The organism is uncultured Gelidibacter sp., from assembly GCF_947500795.1.
Taxonomy (GTDB): domain Bacteria; phylum Bacteroidota; class Bacteroidia; order Flavobacteriales; family Flavobacteriaceae; genus Gelidibacter.
This window is the reverse complement of record NZ_CANMTE010000001.1, coordinates 192,946-210,060: the sequence shown is the minus strand read 5'-3', so window position 1 is coordinate 210,060 and position 17,115 is coordinate 192,946. Positions and strand designations below refer to the sequence as shown.

18 protein-coding genes are annotated in these 17,115 nt (G+C 37.9%); 12 read left to right on the top strand and 6 right to left on the bottom strand.

Translation table 11 applies throughout. The annotated features are described in order from the left end of the window. The first annotated feature begins 156 nt into the window (after nucleotides 1-156). The 11 genes from ccoS (at nucleotide 157) to Q0947_RS00925 (ending at nucleotide 9,518) form a co-directional block, all read left to right on the top strand. Nucleotides 157-342: a cbb3-type cytochrome oxidase assembly protein CcoS gene (gene ccoS, locus Q0947_RS00975; RefSeq protein WP_299390345.1), complete on the top strand. Its 186-nt coding sequence runs from the start codon at nucleotides 157-159 to the stop codon at nucleotides 340-342. Between the two features lie 10 nt (nucleotides 343-352). After that, nucleotides 353-2,536 (top strand): cytochrome-c oxidase, cbb3-type subunit I, encoded by a 2,184-nt coding sequence (gene ccoN / locus Q0947_RS00970; RefSeq protein ID WP_299390342.1) that lies wholly within the window; start codon nucleotides 353-355, stop codon nucleotides 2,534-2,536. Between the two features lie 5 nt (nucleotides 2,537-2,541). After that, nucleotides 2,542-2,727: a CcoQ/FixQ family Cbb3-type cytochrome c oxidase assembly chaperone gene (locus tag Q0947_RS00965; protein WP_299390339.1), complete on the top strand. Its 186-nt coding sequence runs from the start codon at nucleotides 2,542-2,544 to the stop codon at nucleotides 2,725-2,727. Further along, nucleotides 2,724-3,614: a cbb3-type cytochrome c oxidase N-terminal domain-containing protein gene (locus Q0947_RS00960; protein ID WP_299390337.1), complete on the top strand. Its 891-nt coding sequence runs from the start codon at nucleotides 2,724-2,726 to the stop codon at nucleotides 3,612-3,614. Before Q0947_RS00965 ends, Q0947_RS00960 begins: the two co-directional genes overlap by 4 nt. 51 nt (nucleotides 3,615-3,665) lie before the next feature. Continuing rightward, on the top strand, nucleotides 3,666-5,090 hold the full coding sequence (gene ccoG / locus Q0947_RS00955; protein WP_299390334.1) for a cytochrome c oxidase accessory protein CcoG: 1,425 nt from the start codon (nucleotides 3,666-3,668) through the stop codon (nucleotides 5,088-5,090). A 115-nt stretch (nucleotides 5,091-5,205) separates the two neighbouring features. Further along, nucleotides 5,206-5,652, top strand: a complete 447-nt coding sequence (locus Q0947_RS00950; protein ID WP_299390331.1) for a FixH family protein — start codon at nucleotides 5,206-5,208, stop codon at nucleotides 5,650-5,652. Beyond that, nucleotides 5,653-6,354 (top strand): sulfite exporter TauE/SafE family protein, encoded by a 702-nt coding sequence (locus Q0947_RS00945; RefSeq protein WP_299390328.1) that lies wholly within the window; start codon nucleotides 5,653-5,655, stop codon nucleotides 6,352-6,354. It begins immediately after the preceding gene. Nucleotides 6,355-6,446: 92 nt separating this feature from the next. Continuing rightward, nucleotides 6,447-6,881 (top strand): Rrf2 family transcriptional regulator, encoded by a 435-nt coding sequence (locus Q0947_RS00940; RefSeq protein WP_299390325.1) that lies wholly within the window; start codon nucleotides 6,447-6,449, stop codon nucleotides 6,879-6,881. Nucleotides 6,882-6,980: 99 nt separating this feature from the next. Then, entirely contained in the window at nucleotides 6,981-7,712 is a 732-nt protein-coding gene (gene ric / locus Q0947_RS00935; protein ID WP_299390322.1) for an iron-sulfur cluster repair di-iron protein, read from the top strand. A gap of 167 nt (nucleotides 7,713-7,879) precedes the next feature. Continuing rightward, nucleotides 7,880-9,085, top strand: a complete 1,206-nt coding sequence (locus tag Q0947_RS00930; protein ID WP_299390320.1) for a hypothetical protein — start codon at nucleotides 7,880-7,882, stop codon at nucleotides 9,083-9,085. Next, nucleotides 9,057-9,518, top strand: coding sequence for a hemerythrin domain-containing protein (locus Q0947_RS00925; RefSeq protein ID WP_299390317.1), 462 nt, complete (start codon nucleotides 9,057-9,059; stop codon nucleotides 9,516-9,518). Before Q0947_RS00930 ends, Q0947_RS00925 begins: the two co-directional genes overlap by 29 nt. A 12-nt stretch (nucleotides 9,519-9,530) precedes the next feature. On the opposite strand, the gene Q0947_RS00920 is transcribed toward Q0947_RS00925, so the two are convergent. The 6 genes from Q0947_RS00920 to hemN form a co-directional block, all read right to left on the bottom strand. Further along, entirely contained in the window at nucleotides 9,531-10,784 is a 1,254-nt protein-coding gene (locus Q0947_RS00920; RefSeq protein ID WP_299390314.1) for an alginate export family protein, read from the bottom strand. Between the two features lie 37 nt (nucleotides 10,785-10,821). Continuing rightward, a complete protein-coding gene (locus Q0947_RS00915) occupies nucleotides 10,822-11,529 on the bottom strand; it encodes an SCO family protein (protein WP_299390311.1) in 708 nt (235 codons plus the stop codon). Nucleotides 11,530-11,531: 2 nt separating this feature from the next. After that, complete coding sequence (locus Q0947_RS00910; protein WP_299390307.1) at nucleotides 11,532-12,311, bottom strand: formylglycine-generating enzyme family protein; 780 nt, start codon at nucleotides 12,309-12,311, stop codon at nucleotides 11,532-11,534. A 49-nt stretch (nucleotides 12,312-12,360) separates the two neighbouring features. Beyond that, nucleotides 12,361-13,809, bottom strand: a complete 1,449-nt coding sequence (nirK, locus tag Q0947_RS00905; RefSeq protein WP_299390304.1) for a copper-containing nitrite reductase — start codon at nucleotides 13,807-13,809, stop codon at nucleotides 12,361-12,363. Nucleotides 13,810-13,967: 158 nt separating this feature from the next. Further along, nucleotides 13,968-14,798, bottom strand: a complete 831-nt coding sequence (locus Q0947_RS00900; protein WP_299390301.1) for a universal stress protein — start codon at nucleotides 14,796-14,798, stop codon at nucleotides 13,968-13,970. Between the two features lie 99 nt (nucleotides 14,799-14,897). Then, nucleotides 14,898-16,262, bottom strand: a complete 1,365-nt coding sequence (gene hemN, locus Q0947_RS00895) for an oxygen-independent coproporphyrinogen III oxidase (RefSeq protein WP_299390298.1) — start codon at nucleotides 16,260-16,262, stop codon at nucleotides 14,898-14,900. A 209-nt stretch (nucleotides 16,263-16,471) separates the two neighbouring features. Between hemN and Q0947_RS00890 the strand changes: the two genes are divergently transcribed. After that, nucleotides 16,472-17,050: a superoxide dismutase family protein gene (locus tag Q0947_RS00890; protein ID WP_299390295.1), complete on the top strand. Its 579-nt coding sequence runs from the start codon at nucleotides 16,472-16,474 to the stop codon at nucleotides 17,048-17,050. The last annotated feature ends 65 nt before the right edge of the window (nucleotides 17,051-17,115 follow it).

The window sequence follows — 17,115 nt, the reverse complement described above, 5'->3', positions numbered from 1 at the left end:
GGGACAATGAAAACATTGTATTGTCTTGAAAGAAATAGAGAGAAATTAATTTGAAAATGTGAGGTATAAATCGGTAGAAAAATGACCAAATATGATTTATATCATAAAATAACTTTGGTGTCAAATGTAATTTTGGCCCATAACTTCTAATTAGGTATGAGCGTTATCTATATTTTATTGACTATCAGCATCATCGTTGCTGTCATCTTTTTTATTGCCTTTATAGTGGCCGTCAGGAGCGGACAATATGACGACAGTTACACCCCTTCCGTTCGTATGCTTTTTGAAGACGAACTCATAAAAGAAAAACCAAAAACATCAAAACTAACTAATCAAGACTAATTATTTTACTATGGAAATGCAACAATTTTATTACGATAATAAAATCGTCAAAAAATTCCTTTATGCCACTATGTTCTGGGGCGTTATAGGAATGTTGGTGGGCCTATTACTGGCTTTCTTATTTCTTTTCCCAAATCTTACGGACGGCATTTCATGGTTGAGCTTTGGTAGATTAAGACCATTGCACACCAATGCAGTCATCTTCGCCTTCGTAGGGAACGCTATTTTTGCCGGGATTTACTATTCGTCGCAACGTTTATTAAAAGCCCGCATGTTTAGCGATGCCTTAAGTAACTTCAACTTTTGGGGATGGCAATTAATTATCGTTGGTGCTGCTATAACGCTTCCATTGGGCTTTTCATCATCTAAAGAATATGCCGAATTAGAATGGCCTTTTGATATTGCCATTGCGGTGGTATGGGTGGCATTCGGTTGGAACCTTATCGGAACCATTTTAAGAAGACGGCAACGTCATTTGTATGTGGCCATTTGGTTTTACATTGCAACCTTCGTAACCGTTGCCGTACTCCACATCTTTAATAGTTTAGCCTTACCTGTAAGTGCATTTAAAAGCTACTCGGTATACGCAGGGGTTCAAGATGCGTTAGTACAATGGTGGTACGGACATAATGCGGTGGCGTTTTTCTTAACCACACCATTCTTAGGATTGATGTACTATTTTGTACCAAAAGCGGCCAACAGACCGGTGTATTCTTACCGACTTTCCATTATTCACTTCTGGTCATTGATTTTTATTTATATCTGGGCCGGACCACATCACTTATTATATACCGCATTACCAGAATGGGCACAGAATTTAGGTGTGGCATTCTCTGTTATGTTATTAATGCCTTCTTGGGGTGGGATGATCAACGGACTTCTGACACTTCGTGGTGCTTGGGATAAAGTAAGAACTGACCCTGTTTTAAAATTCATGGTCGTTGCCCTCACCGGTTATGGTATGGCAACCTTTGAAGGACCAATGTTATCCTTGAAAAACGTCAATGCCATTGCGCATTACACAGACTGGATTATTGCGCACGTACACGTTGGCGCCTTAGCTTGGAACGGATTCTTAACCTTCGGAATGATCTACTGGTTAATTCCGCGTATGACCAAAAGTAAATTGCATTCTATCGGTTTAGCCAACTTTCATTTCTGGATTGGCACCTTGGGAATCATTATGTATGCGCTGCCTCTATATGTTGCTGGGTTTACCCAAGCGAGTATGTGGAAACAATTCAATCCTGATGGCACGCTGGTATACGGTAACTTCTTAGAAACTGTTACGGAAATTATGCCAATGTACTGGATGCGCGCTATTGGTGGTACCTTATTTATCACAGGAATGTTAATCATGTGCTATAACGTGATTCAAACCATCAGAAAAGGAAGTGAAGTAACTGACGAGCTTGCTGAAGCAGCAGCATTACAGCGTGTTTCAAAAAGCCGTGTAGCTGGTGAACACTGGCACAGCTGGTTGGAGCGTAAACCAATTCAGTTAACAATTGGAGCCACTATTGCGATCCTTATTGGTGGAATTATTCAAATTGTGCCAACCATTATGGTGAAATCAAACATCCCTACCATTACTAGTGTTAAACCTTATACGCCATTAGAACTTGAAGGTAGAGATCTTTACATCCGTGAAGGCTGTGTGGGCTGTCACTCTCAAATGATTAGACCGTTTAGGGATGAAGTAGAACGCTACGGCGAATTCTCTAAAGCTGGTGAATATGTTTATGACCATCCATTCTTATGGGGAAGTAAACGTACAGGGCCAGACTTACATAGAATTGGTGGCAAATATTCTGACAACTGGCACTTCAATCATATGTATGACCCACAAAGCACCTCATCAGGTTCTATCATGCCTGCTTATAAATGGATGATTACAAATGAATTGGATAAGTCCAACACAGAAACGAAAATGAGAGCTATGGTGCGTATGGGCGTGCCTTATACTGACGAAGAGATTGCAAACGCCCAACAACACATGGCTGAACAAGGGACTCAAATTGAAAAGAACCTTTATGCTGATCCTGACTTTGTAGAATCTTATGAAGCAGATAAGAACAGTAGTGGCGATGACTTCGTGGAAATGCGTAATCGTGAAATTGTAGCCATCATTGCTTACTTACAGCGCTTAGGAACTGACATTAAAATACAAGATTTAGAAACAACACAAAACTAACAACCATGCTAAAATTTGTAAAAAACCATATGGATAGCATTGCGGGCATTGAAATATACCCGGTGATTTCCTTACTAATATTTTTCACATTCTTCGTATTGCTTTTCTGGTGGGTATTTACCGCTAAAAAAGAGTACATCAAACAAATGAGCAATATTCCTTTAGACAACCAAAACGAAACTACACTATGAGACATTTAATTCCATCTTACGTTAGGGTGCCATTGGTATTCTTTACCATCTGGGGTCTAATTGAATTTTTTGTGGACTCCGGAGATCAACCGGCATTTATAAAAAACCCGATGATTGGACTTTTCCTATTGTTGGTACTGGCTATTATAGTTGCAACAGAAGCCATTGTAGCAGCATTAGAAAATGTGATGTATCAAAGTTTAGATGCAGCGGCAAAAGCACGTTTTTTAGCTGCTAAATCATCACCATCAAAAATTGGTGAATGGATCAAGAAGACCTACAAAAAAATGTTAGGTACGAAGCCTATCGAAAAAGAAGGTGAAATTATTCTTGATCATGATTATGATGGCATCAAAGAATTAGATAATGATCTTCCACCATGGTGGTTATATGGCTTTTATGCGTCTATCATTTTTGCTGCCGTATACTTAATCCGTTACCATGTATTTGATGGTGAAAATCAATATGAAGAACTGCAAAACACTTTAGAAATTGCCAAAGCAGAGTTAGAAGAGTATAAAAAAACAGCCAAAGATTTGGTAGATATCAATTCCGTAACCGTATTGACTGATCCATCCGATTTGGCAAGTGGACGGACAATTTATGAATCCAACTGTGTGGCTTGTCATATGGCAGATGGTGGCGGTGGAATTGGTCCTAACCTTGCAGATGAACACTGGATTTTAGGTGGCGGCATCAAAAATATTTTCAACACTATTAGTGAAGGTGGCCGTAGCGGCAAAGGAATGATTTCATGGAAATCGACCTTAAAACCTAATGAAATGGCTCAGGTAGCAAGCTATATTCTGACATTTCAAGGTACAACGCCGGCGAAACCGAAAGAGCCTGAAGGTGACATTTGGGTAGATGATAGTGCAGAGGAATAAAATATTGGTAAACAACCGATAGCATTCAATTGAATTAAAAATATAACACAAGTGGAAACTCCCCAAAACGAAAGCTTTAGAGATACTATTGGCACCCTTACTGAAGATGGGAAGCGCAAATGGGTTTATCCAAAAAAACCAAGTGGAAAAATTTACGACTATCGTAAATGGGTCAGTTATGGACTTTTGGCCTTCTTTTTATTGGCGCCTTTTATCAAAATAAATGGTAACCAGTTCTTGATGTTTAACATTTTAGAACGCCGATTTAATATTTTCGGATTTCCTTTTTGGCCTCAAGATTTTCATTTGTTTGTGATTTCTATGCTGATTGGGGTGATTTTTATTGCACTGTTTACGGTAGCTTTCGGACGAATTTTCTGCGGATGGATTTGCCCACAAACCATATTTATGGAAATGGTTTTCAGACGCATTGAATATTGGATTGAAGGCGATAGAGGTGCCCAAATGCGATTGGACAGACAAGATTGGAACGCTGAAAAAATTAGGAAACGCGCGCTAAAATGGTCCCTCTTTTTAGTGATTTCATTCATTATTGCTAATGTGTTTCTAGCGTATTTGATTGGGAGCGATAAATTAATCACCTATGTCAGTGATGGCCCCGTGGCGCATGCCAGCACCTTTTTATCGTTAGCCATTTTTACTGCGGTATTCTATTTTGTGTTTGCTTGGTTTAGAGAACAAGTATGTATCATCGCATGTCCTTACGGAAGACTTCAAGGTGTGTTGTTGGACAATAAATCGATTGTGGTAGCTTACGACCATAAACGTGGTGAGGGTGAAAATGGCAGAAAAAAATTCCGTAAAAACGAAGACAGAGAAGCACTCGGTCATGGCGATTGTATTGATTGTTTCCAATGTGTAAACGTCTGCCCTACCGGCATCGATATTAGAAACGGGACGCAGTTGGAGTGTGTGAACTGTACCGCATGCATTGATGAGTGCGACCATATTATGGAAAGTATCAACCTTCCAAAGGGTCTCATCCGATATGCGAGTGAAGAAAACATCGAAAATAAAAAGAAATTTGAGTTTACGCCACGCCTTAAAGGGTATACTGCTGTATTGGTTATTTTAACTGGACTTCTTATCGGCATGTTGATGTTAAGAAATGATGTGGAAGCACGCGTATTAAGACTTCCAGGTCAGCTGTTTGAACATAAGGAAAACAACATTATCAGTAATGTGTTCACCTATAAATTGATTAATAAAACAACACGAGATATCCCTGAAATAAACTTCAAATTGAGAAGCTATAAAGGCACAATTAAAGTTGTTTCAGCCGAAGATCGATTTACGGTTCCTAAGCAAGGTATGGCTGAAGGCACTATGTTTATTGAAATTTCGCAAAGCGAATTGGGATCGGATAAAAATAAATTGATGATTGAGGTGTATAGTGATGATGATTTGATTGAAACCACGATTGTTAATTTCTTAGGACCAAGAAGTTTTAAGTAGGTGGCACTATCATCAGTGGAAACTGCATATCAATACTCTAGTCGTTTTGATATGAACTAAAGAAATAGACTATTAACTAAAAAAGGGTTCCTGCCTTCGCAGGAATATTGAGATTATGAAAATCAACTGGGGTACTGGAATTGTATTAGCGTTTATAGGCTTTATAAGCTTTATATTATATTTTGTGATAACCATGACGGTCAACAAAAAGTATGAACACGACTTAGTTACAGAAAATTATTACGTCCAAGAGTTGGAATTCGAAAACGATCTACACAAGCAGCGCCATGCGCAAACCTTAGAAGAAGATCTTTCCTGGACGCATACTGTAGACGGATTGGTGATTACGTTTCCTGAAAGCATGACGCCATCAGAAATTAAAGGTAAAGTGTTCCTATATAGACCATCTAATAAACAATTAGACTTTGAAAGTACAATTTCATTGTCTGACCATAATTTGCTCATACCTGACAAACGTTTATTAGGTGGTCGCTGGAACATTAAAGTAGATTGGGAATACCAAGGAGATTCGTACATCTATAAAAAAGATATTGTCTACTAAATGTTGTGGTCTGCACTCATATTCGGATTATTGGGAAGTTTTCACTGCGTTGGCATGTGTGGCCCTATTGCCTTTATGCTTCCTGTGGATCGGACCAATTCCACCAAAAAAGTAGTTCAGATTTTCACCTACCATTTTGGACGAATTCTAGCGTATAGTCTTATTGGTCTTTTTTTCGGATTGATTGGCAAAAGCCTTTACATATTTGGGATGCAACAACAGCTCTCTATCATTATAGGTGTTTTGATGATTGTAGTTGTTGTAATTCCGACAAAAACCTTCAATAAGTATAATTTTTCCAAACCGATTTATAAGCTCATATCAAAAGTAAAATCGTCTTTAGGAAAAGCGCTCAAGAAAAAGACAGCAGACACGTTCTTAACAATTGGGTTTCTTAACGGATTTTTACCTTGTGGATTGGTTTATATGGCGGTATTTGCATCGTTGACCATGAACAGCGCACTTCATGGTAGTTTGTATATGGCGTTGTTCGGTTTGGGCACTATTCCTTTAATGACGTCCGCCATTTATCTTGGAAAGTTTTTAAATGCGACCGTAAAACAGCGCATCCAAAAAGCTATCCCAGTATTTGTTGTGGTTATTGGCCTATTATTCATAGTACGCGGTTTGGGACTTGGTATCCCTTACATCTCTCCCGCTCCGGTCACGGAAATGGTTCAAAGCGACATAGAATGCCATTAAAACTAATTTTAATTTTACATGAATCTTAATGAGGATAAATTTGTCCTATTTAAAATAATAGCGTATCTTTAAACTACCAAAATAAGTAATCCATGTTTTCTAAAGCTTGTCAATACGGTCTTAAAGCATCAATTTATATAGCCACCATTTCTTATGATGGTAAACGTGTCAGCTTAAAGGAAATCGCAAAGGAAATTGATTCTCCAGAAGCGTTTACCGCCAAAATATTACAAGATTTAGTCAGACATAACATTATAAAATCGGTTAAAGGAGCTTACGGCGGATTTGAAATTCCGAAAAACGAGATTTCTACCATCAAGCTCTCGCAAATTGTAAATGCCATTGACGGAGATAACATTTATAGAGGGTGTGGATTAGGATTGCATGTTTGCGATGAAGAGCACCCCTGCCCTGTACATGATCAGTTTAAAGCCGTTAGAACGCAGTTGAAAAACATGTTGGAAAACACCAATCTTGAACAGTTGGCATTGGACATAAAATCTGGCGTAAGTTTTCTAAAACTGTAAAAAAAATTTGAATATAAATAGGATAATTTTATCCGAATTAACAAGTCTAATTTAAAACACCCAGAAAAAATCCTTGATTTTCAGGATTGGGCTAAATTTATGGAAACACTACATAAAGATTCACAAAAACAAATCGGCCAATTTGTGGCTGAAGATTTTAGAACTGCCGCTGTATTTTCTAACTATGGCATCGATTTTTGCTGTAAGGGAGATCGCACCATTGAAGAAGTTTGCACAAAAAACAAGATCGAGGTAGATGAATTGTTATCAAAATTAGAAGCTGCGCAATCTTCAAACAACCAGCAATCAATTGATTACAAATCATGGCCTTTAGATTTATTGGCAGATTATATTGAGAAAAAACACCACCGTTATGTTGAGGAAAAATCGCCAATAGTGCGTCAGTTTTTAGACAAACTCTGTAAAGTCCATGGACACAACCATCCTGAACTTCTTGAAATAACCGCATTATTTATTGGCTCAACAAAAGAATTGGCTTCACATATGAAAAAAGAAGAGTTGATCCTCTTCCCTTTTATCAAACGTATGGTTAAAGCAAAAATGGAAGGCCTCAATGTTGAATCGCCACAATTTAATACGGTTGAAAGCCCCATTGCCATGATGAAAGATGAGCATGAAGCTGAAGGTGAACGTTTCAGAAAAATTGCAGAATTGACTGATAATTACACACCACCGGCTGATGCATGCAACACTTATAAAGTAACCTTTGCGATGTTAGAAGAATTTGAAAAGGATTTGCATTTACATATCCATCTAGAAAATAACATCTTGTTTCCAGAGGCTATAAAACTGGAGGCATCCTTAAAATAAATATGTTTGATTTTAATTGTTGAGGTAGCACTTCTTTTCTAATTTCAATTTACTGTGATTTTGTTTATTTCTTTGAGGGGAATTGAATATCAGCACTATGAATGACGAAAAGAAGTGTTTTTTATCTTTCTAATAGTCGTAACTTTCAACAACCGTATCTCTTTTAAATGCAGAAAAAACTTATTGCTGTATGCTTAATCAATTTTTTGATTGCCGCTCTCATGGGTTTGCTATTGCGCTACCAATTTGTGCAACCATTACCGATTAATTTCAGGTATCTCACACATGCACATTCGCACGTGGCGATGCTTGGTTGGGTGTATTTAATGCTCTACCTTCTCATTGTTCACTATTTTATTCCGGACAAAAAACCCATTTACAAACGCTTGTTTTGGGCAACCCAAATTGCGGTAATCGGAATGATGGTCTGCTTTCCATTCACCGGTTATGCTGCAATTTCCATAACGTTCTCATGTTTGCATATTTTCTGTAGCTACTATTTTGTGAGGTTAGCCTGGAAACACCATAAAGTGACCTCGATGCCTGTGCGCTACTTACTGAAATCGTCTTTGATGTTCATGGTTTTGAGTACCATAGGCGTTTGGTGCCTGGGTCCCGCAGTTGTAACCTTGGGTCAAGCCTCCGCATTTTATCAAATCGCCATTCAATTCTTCTTACATTTTCAGTTTAATGGCTGGTTTATGTTGGCCGTATTGGCGGTGTTTGTGAATCAATTCAACTTAGGTGACACAAGACTCTTTAAACGATTTTTTAACACCCTTATAACTGCCACCATCTTAACCTTCGCCTTGCCAATAAGTTGGTTTGCCTACCACCCAATTTGGCTGATCATAAACGGATTAGGTGTTATGTTACAACTACTTTCAGGATATTATTTCCTGCTATTTTTAAAACCACATTGGACTGAATTTTGGACGCGCATTTCCAAACCGACGAAAGCGCTCTATGGTTTGGCGCTACTCTCTTTTATCCTGAAAATTATACTGCAAACAGCATCCCTTATCCCACAAGTTGCTGAAATGGCGTACCAATACCGTAACTTCGTCATCGGGTTTATTCATTTAATGATGTTGGGCGTTATTAGCGGATTTTTGTTTGCGGTTTTAGTACAGAAATTTCCAAAAAGCGATACTAGCATAAGCCTTAACTTTGGAATTTACACCTTTATATTAGGCTTCGTTTCCACAGAAGTATTACTCATGCTTCAAGGAATCTATTATTTTTTAGACTTGGGAATGTTGCCACATTATTACCTAATTCTGCTGTTATGCAGCATCTTATTGCCTGTAGGCATCTTAATGTTCATCTTAAATCTCAGAAATTATGACACCAAAACCATTAAAACGACATAAAGCATTGCAACCTTTAAGCAGAGAGCATCACCATGGATTATTATTATCTTGGAAAATTAGAAACGGTTTCAGTAAACATATTGAAACTGATCGCATTAAAAAGTATGCTGATTGGTTTTTTGAAAACCATTTGATTCCCCACTTCGAATTGGAAGAGACGCATATCTTCACCATCTTAAACAAAGACCACGAATTGGTCAAGCGCGCTTTAGCTGAACATAGACGTTTAAAACGTTTATTTACCAATGACGATGATGCCGTTAAAAACCTTCATAAAATTGAGGAAGAATTAGAACAGCATATCCGTTTTGAAGAACGCATTTTGTTTCCGGAAATTCAAAAAACAGCAACTGAAGATCAGTTGGCCCTCATAGCGGAAATTCATTACGAAGAAGCCTTTGTGGATAATGTGGAAGACGAGTTTTGGCGCTAGCTAACCGAACTGTTATTTGGAATGCGTAAATAAATTTGGTTTGAAAACAAACATGGCCCAAGCCCAATTATTCGTGTTGTCGTTATTACCGCCTTTCAGCAATTGCATCGTGTCGGAAGCGAACATATGTGAATATCCTAATTGAAAATCGATAGCATCAGCGATTTTATAGCCCAATGAGAAATCAATTTCGGTGCCTAAATAAGCATCCTGTTCATTGCCCATAAGATCTACAACCGTTGCCGCAGATGAAAAAAGGTGTGGGATCAATTGAAGTGTCCATTTATCCTGTTGATATTTTACGGGTAGATTGATATCCACCAAACCCACAGAATTGATATGGTTGCCTACATAAAAATAATCCATCCAACCGTTAAATTTATGATTGGTCCCAAATAGCGGGTTGAACGATTTTATATCGGAATCTGTACTGTTCATATCCGTACCCGATACATATTCAGCACCAATACCAATATTTAAATTTGAAGTTGCTTGAACGTGTAAATTCCCAGATAAATTAAAAGCACTTAAGTCACGATTCGCAATTTTCCCCGTTTGATAATAGGCTGAAGCATCTGCTTTGAACACGTTTTTCCTGAAAGTGACATACGCACCAAAAGTTTGGTTGTAATCGACTTCCTGGTTGCCATCGTTATCAAATGTAAACCCTGTATTTAGTGCCAACAAACTTAAATTCAAATTATCAAAGTTTGTATGATACCACACATATTGAAAAGCCTTGTAATTATTGACATTATAATCCGTTTTAAAAAGCGTTTCATCTTCTTCATTCAGAGCGATTCCAAGATCTAATCGATTTTTTGTGTTGGGCTGGTAAGTAGCAATAAAAGCGTCGTGGCTTCTGCCCGTTTGCGCCCAATCGACATTGCCGAAAATTCTAGAATCGTCATAAATTATTTCCTGACGCCCCATTTTAAAGCTCAAAACCGAATCTAATTTAAGTGACGCCCATGCTTCATGAATGGCTGTACCGTTAGCATCTGTCGCAGATAAAGTGCTTACATCGCCCCAAACTCTTACATTTTGCAAGGATATGTAAGCATTGAGTTTTGTACTGCCATACTTCAGATTAAGCCGAGATCGTTGGGACACAAATGTCGCAGCATCAATAGCATCAGGAATCAAGGTTTTGTAGCCATGACGATACTCAACACGCGGCCTTAACTGTAAATCGATCCCAAATTCTTGGGCATAGGTAGTGAGGCTCAACATGCCGAGGCATGCTAAAATGACTAGTTTTTTCATGATTCTGGAATTAGATTACCAAGGTTGAGCAAACGTATTAGTTTGCCATAGCGTCTTTAATATGCTGCACGGTTGCATCAGAATTAACACCGAGTCCTTCTTGCTGATACACCAATTCACCTTGTTTATTAAATACACTGATGATATTAGAATGCGAAAAATCGATAGGCGAAATTTTCATATAATTTACAGCCAATACAGCCGCAAACTCTCGTGTATTATCTACGGAAGATCTTAAGAATAACCACGGTTCTTTATCCATTACATTTTCTTCTGCAAACGCCTTTAAACGTTCTGGCGTATCCGTGTTTGGATCAATACTTACAAAAACCATCTTTAAATTGTTTTTGGCATCTTTAGGTAATCGTCCTTCAATGTTACGCATATCCGCCACCAATCTTGGGCAAGCTGCCTTACACGAGGTATACACCATGACCATTACCAAAACATCGCCTTTTAAATCTTCCAATTGAAGGTCTTCGCCATTTTGGTTGGTCCATGTGGAGGTGAGATTGAAGATTGAAGTTTCTGAAATCTCATCGGAGGAAGTCTCTGTATCCGCTTCAACGCGTACCAAATCCATATTACAAACTGGACAACTGCCAGGTTCATCATAGGTTTTGTCTCCTTCACATTCCATTGGACAGTAATAAGCAATAGCATCTGAAGTTTTAGCCGATTCGTTTTTACAAGAGGTCAATCCGATAAAAAGAATGCTACATAATATTAGTAACGTATTTTTCATGTTTATTTTATGTTTTCAACGTCTTTTGCACATCTGAATCCCAGATTTTTAATAGCATAATTTGCCTTAACGCTTCCTCTAAAAGCATAGCGCATAAAAGCCGCGTAATTCATCAAATCTGTTGCACCCAACGAGGCGCTTCCACAGAAGAGATTGTTATCTTTCTCATTATCTTTTCGCGATTCTCCAGATAGTAAAACGGAGTTAAAATCTGAGGTCCATTCCCAAACCAGTCCGTGTAAATCGTGAACTCCCCAATAGTTTTTTGGATGTTGTCCGATGACATTTTCATTAGAACGCGGAGCTTCGTACCACGATAAGATTTGTTCATTGTAGGATTTTTTGATTCTGGCATCCTTCAGCTTTTCATCAGCCATTGCGGCGTATTCCCATTCATCCATCGTTGGCAAACGTTTGCCTTGACTAGCACAATATGCTTTTGCCGCAAACCAGCTAACGTAAGTTACGGGACTATTAGGCAAGGCACCGTCATTTAGTTCTAAGTCATTTTTCCAATTTCTGAGATACGAGCCATCTGCAAATATTTTTTTGGCTTTCGATTTTTGCCATTTAGGAAAATTCTTTACAAAATCGAGATATTCCTTATTGGTTACAGGGTACACATCCAAATCGAAATCATTAACAGCAACTACCGTCGAATCCCTTCCATATAAAGGGATATAACGTGCGCCTTCAATACGCGCCATACCTTCAGATTGTCCGTAACTAAACAGTTGCACAAACATTAGAACAAAAGACAATCTGAAGATTTTGGTACGCATGATTACAGTTTTAAAGAGTTTTATTATAGAATTGATCGTAGAGAACTAATTATTTTTTAGCACTTACTTTTTTAACCATTGCTGGCGTTACAACTGTTTTGTTATTGCCCCAACTGTTATACACATAGGTCATCACATTAGCAACTTCCTCTTGGGAAATCATTTGCTTGGTCATGATACTGTTGTATTTTTCACCATTTACGGTAATTTCGCCACTTAATCCATGAAGCACAGCACTAATCGCTCTGTCTACATCAGCATTAAGATAATCTGATTTTGCCAATGGAGGAAATGCACCTGGGATACCTTGTCCTTCTGATTGGTGACAAGCAATACAAGTTTGTCCATAGATTTGTTTTCCAAATTCCATTTGCTCAGCAAACGATTTTGCTGGAATATCAGATTCTTTAATTTCATCTGTAGTCGGCATCGTTTGGATTCCAGGACCTTCAGGGATATAGATATTATCCATCAACTCTCCAGAAAATATTTTCTTATCTTCTTCTCCTTCCACTTTCAACATTCCTAAAGCACCTTTATTAAAGGCTCTAAAAATAGAGTGATCCACTAGAATAAATGTTCCTGGCACTTCAACCCTAAATTCAACAATGGCAGCGCCTCCAGCAGGAATCAAGGTCGTTTGGACATTGGTATTCACCAAATCGCCACCTTCAACATAAACTTTGTCGAAAATCTCCCCGATGACATGAAAGGACGATACCAACCCAGGTCCACCATTACCGACGAATAAGCGTACCGTTTCTCCAACTTTAGCAGTTAAGGCACCGTCTCCAGTTAAAGCCCCAACTTTGCCATTAAATACAACATAATCTGCATTTTCATCTACTGCTTTCTGCATGTCAAATGGTTGCAATCCACGTTCGCCGTTGGCACCTTTTGTGTAAAAGTCACCTTGCATTACGTAATATTCTTTATCTACAGGAGCTAAGCCACCTTCTGGCTCAATTAAAATTAGGCCATACATTCCGTTAGCAATATGCATCCCTACAGGAGCTGTAGCACAATGGTACACGTATAAACCAGGATTTAACACTTTAAAGGAAAACACTTTTTCGTGGCCTGGAGCAACAAAAGAAGATTCTGCACCACCACCTGGTCCGTTTACGGCATGCAAGTCAATATTATGTGGTAATTTATTATCTGGGTGATTTTGTAAATGGAATTCAATTTCATCTCCTACACGAGCTCTGATAAAACTGCCAGGCACTGAACCTCCAAAAGTCCAATATACATAACGTACACCATCTGTAATTTCTCCTTCCTCTTCAAGAATTTCCATTTTAACGATTAGTTTTTTCGCTTTACGTTTCCCTACTGGCGTAGGTACATGGGGTGGTGCTGTTAATTCAGCCATCATTTCTCGACTTACTGGAATCTCCTCGGCCGAAGCATATTCAGTTTTCTTTTCTTTAAAGCAACTGAACATTAAAAGTAAGGACAGCAGCGACACTGATTTTAATAGAGTTTGTGATTTCATGTGATAAATTATTTAGTGATCAAAATTAAAATTTTAAATATAGGAAAAATATGACGGTTGTCATATATAGGATAAATTAGTCCTATATAAAGTTAGATGCGAAAGAAGCTGAACTCTCGTCCAGCTTTCATAGTTTATAGTCGTAATTATACCTGTCTTCAAATCTTAAAAGTCATTACAGGTAAGTTGGCGTGGTTTACTAAATCTTCAGAAATACTACCTTCAAAAAAGTGGGCTAGGCCCTTTCTGCCATGCGTTGGCATCATGATCAAATCAGCGCCAACAAGGTTGGAGAAATTTACAATTCCTTTTTCAATGGAGTAGTCAGAGACATAATTTACAGTATTCAGTTGGTCTAAATTCCCATCTGCTTTTTTTAAGAAACTTGCAACCTGCTGCTCCATTTCTGATGTGCTTTTAAAATTTTCACCAGGAACATTAACGTACAACAACTGCATTTTGGAAGTCTCAGGTAACATTTTTAGAGCTTTAATATAAGGGCCAACCGCTTCCTCTGAGAAATTTGAGGCGAAAATCACCGTTTCAAAATTTAAATTGTTCGGCTTTTGTTTAATGACCAATACCGGAATTTTAGAATGGCGCACTACTTTTTCAGTATTTGAGCCCACAAAAACTTCTGTAAAGCCACTTACGCCGTGAGATCCCATGACGATAAGGTCAGCATTATGTTGTTCTCCTACCTCACTCACCTCACTAAACACTTTAAATTGTTTTACAATTGGGGTGATCTTTATGCCTTTTAAATAATCCTTGTTTAAGAATTCTTCAAATTTTTGCTCGGCCAGTTTCAGAAAAAATAACACTTTTGGTTTTTGACCTGCATCAGAACTTGAAAAAAGTCCGTCAGACATTTCTAGCATATGTAAGGCTAAAATTTCCGCATTATTTTTTTTTGCTAAAATAGCAGCAGCTTCCAAGGCATGCTCTGAATATTTTGAAAAGTCTATTGGTACAATTATTTTTTCCATGGTTTTAATTATTTATGCCTTTACTTAGAAAGGTAGTGATATAAAAATAAAGCTGCGAAGAAAGTATTTATCAATTCGCTAAAATTCAGCACATTTCACCTAAACGGTCATGGAGAAAATTCGCGTTTGCGGCTGTTTCCGTTTTAATAGTAAATCAAAAGCCATACAAATATTTCTCACAAAAGGTTTCCCTTTTTCGGTCACCCTCAACTGATTCTCATTTCGGATCAATAATCCGTCTTGTTCCATCTCTTCCAAACCGTATAGTACTTCTGGTAATTCATCAAAATACAGTTCATCATCACTCCAAGAGGTGTCAAATTGACACATCAAATTGAGAATATGCTTTCTAATGATTAAATCTTCTGTATTTAAAATATGACCTTTCACAACAGGAAGGATGCCTTCTTTTATTAAACTGTAGTACTCTTCAATACCTTTTACATTTTGTGCAAACCCATACCAACTATCGCTAATTGAAGATACGCCCAAACCAATCATCGCTTTTGTTTTTGAAGCTGTATACCCCATAAAATTCCGATGTAAGGTTTTGTTGGTCATGGATTGGTACAAAGAATCTGATGGCAATGCAAAGTGATCCATGCCAATTTCGTGATAGCCAGCTTCTGCTAATAAGGTTTTACCCAATTCATATTGCTGACGTTTGGCTGTTCCGGATGGCAAATTGCTTTCATCAAAACCACGTTGGCCATTACCTTTAATCCAAGGCACATGGGCATAGCTGTAAAAGGCAATTCTATCAGGCTTCAAAGATTTAGTTTTAGCTATGGTTTCGCTCACATGCGCCTTTGTTTGAAATGGCAATCCAAATATAATATCATGACTAACGGAAGTGTATCCGATAGCTCTAGCTTGTTCTGTAACGCGCTTTACATTTTCAAAAGGTTGTATTCTGTGGATGGCTTTTTGGACGGTTTCATTATAATCTTGAACACCATAACTAACGCGTCTAAACCCTAAGTCATAAAACGTTTGTAGATGTTCTTCAGTAGTATTATTTGGATGTCCCTCAAAGCTAAACTCATAATCATCAGCCAATGTGGCGCGATTTAACAAACTCCTAATGAGTAAGTTCAAATTTTCAGGCGAAAAGAATGTCGGGGTGCCACCGCCCAAATGCAACTCTTTAATTTTGGGTTTTGTAGGTAATATATCACAATATAAATCCCACTCTTTTATTAACGCACTGATATACGGCGTTTCTACACTGTGCTGCTTGGTAATCCGTTTATGACATCCGCAAAAGGTGCATAAACTTTCGCAAAAAGGTAAATGCAGATACAAACTGATGCCTTCGGTTTCATTACTTTCATTAAATGCGTTGATTAATGAATCTTTCCATGTTTTCATCGTGAATGTACTCGTATCCCAATATGGAACTGTAGGATAACTCGTATATCTTGGTCCAGCAACATTATATTTATCAATTAAAGAGGGCGTCATTGTCTATGTTCTTAAATTTGATTCAAAACTATTTTAAATCGGCTATAAAAAATATGATATAAGTCATCTAACCGATTCCCTTTGCTTTAATTTTATGAATTGATTATCAAATTACAACCCTTGAGTGCCCACTGAAATTAGGGCCGATGGTTGTTTAAGCCCTAAATAAATAGTAACTTTAATCATTAAACACTAAATAACTTAAATATATGAAACGATTATCACTCATTTTCATTGCTGTATTTGCACTGACCATGACTACATCTTGTAAAAATGACAAGAAAGAAACCAAAACAGAAGTAACAGAAGAAATAAAGGAAACTAAGACTGTTGACATTAAGAAAATGCAAGTAGCCTTAGAGCCGAAAAGCGGAAGTACTGTAAAAGGAAACGCTGTGTTTACTGAAGAAGATGGCGCTGTAACTATGGTTGCAGTCGTAGGTGGACTTAAAGAAGGTGAACATGCGATACACCTTCATGAAAAAGCAGATTGTTCAGCAGATGATGGAACATCTTCAGGCGGACACTGGAACCCAACAAATCAACCACATGGTAAGTGGGGAAGCCCAGATGGCTACCATAAAGGCGATATTGGCAACTTTAAAGCTGATGCCAATGGAAACGGTACTATAACGGTTACAACAGATGAATGGTGTATTGGATGTGGCGATGCCAACAAAGATATTGTAGGTAAAGCTATCATAATTCACGAAGGTGTTGATGACTTTAAAACGCAACCAACAGGTAATGCAGGTGGACGCGTTAGTTGTGGAGGAATTATTAAGTAATTATATACGTTATATCTAAATAACACTAAAAGCCACTTTAAAAAGTGGCTTTTTTAGTTTTCAGC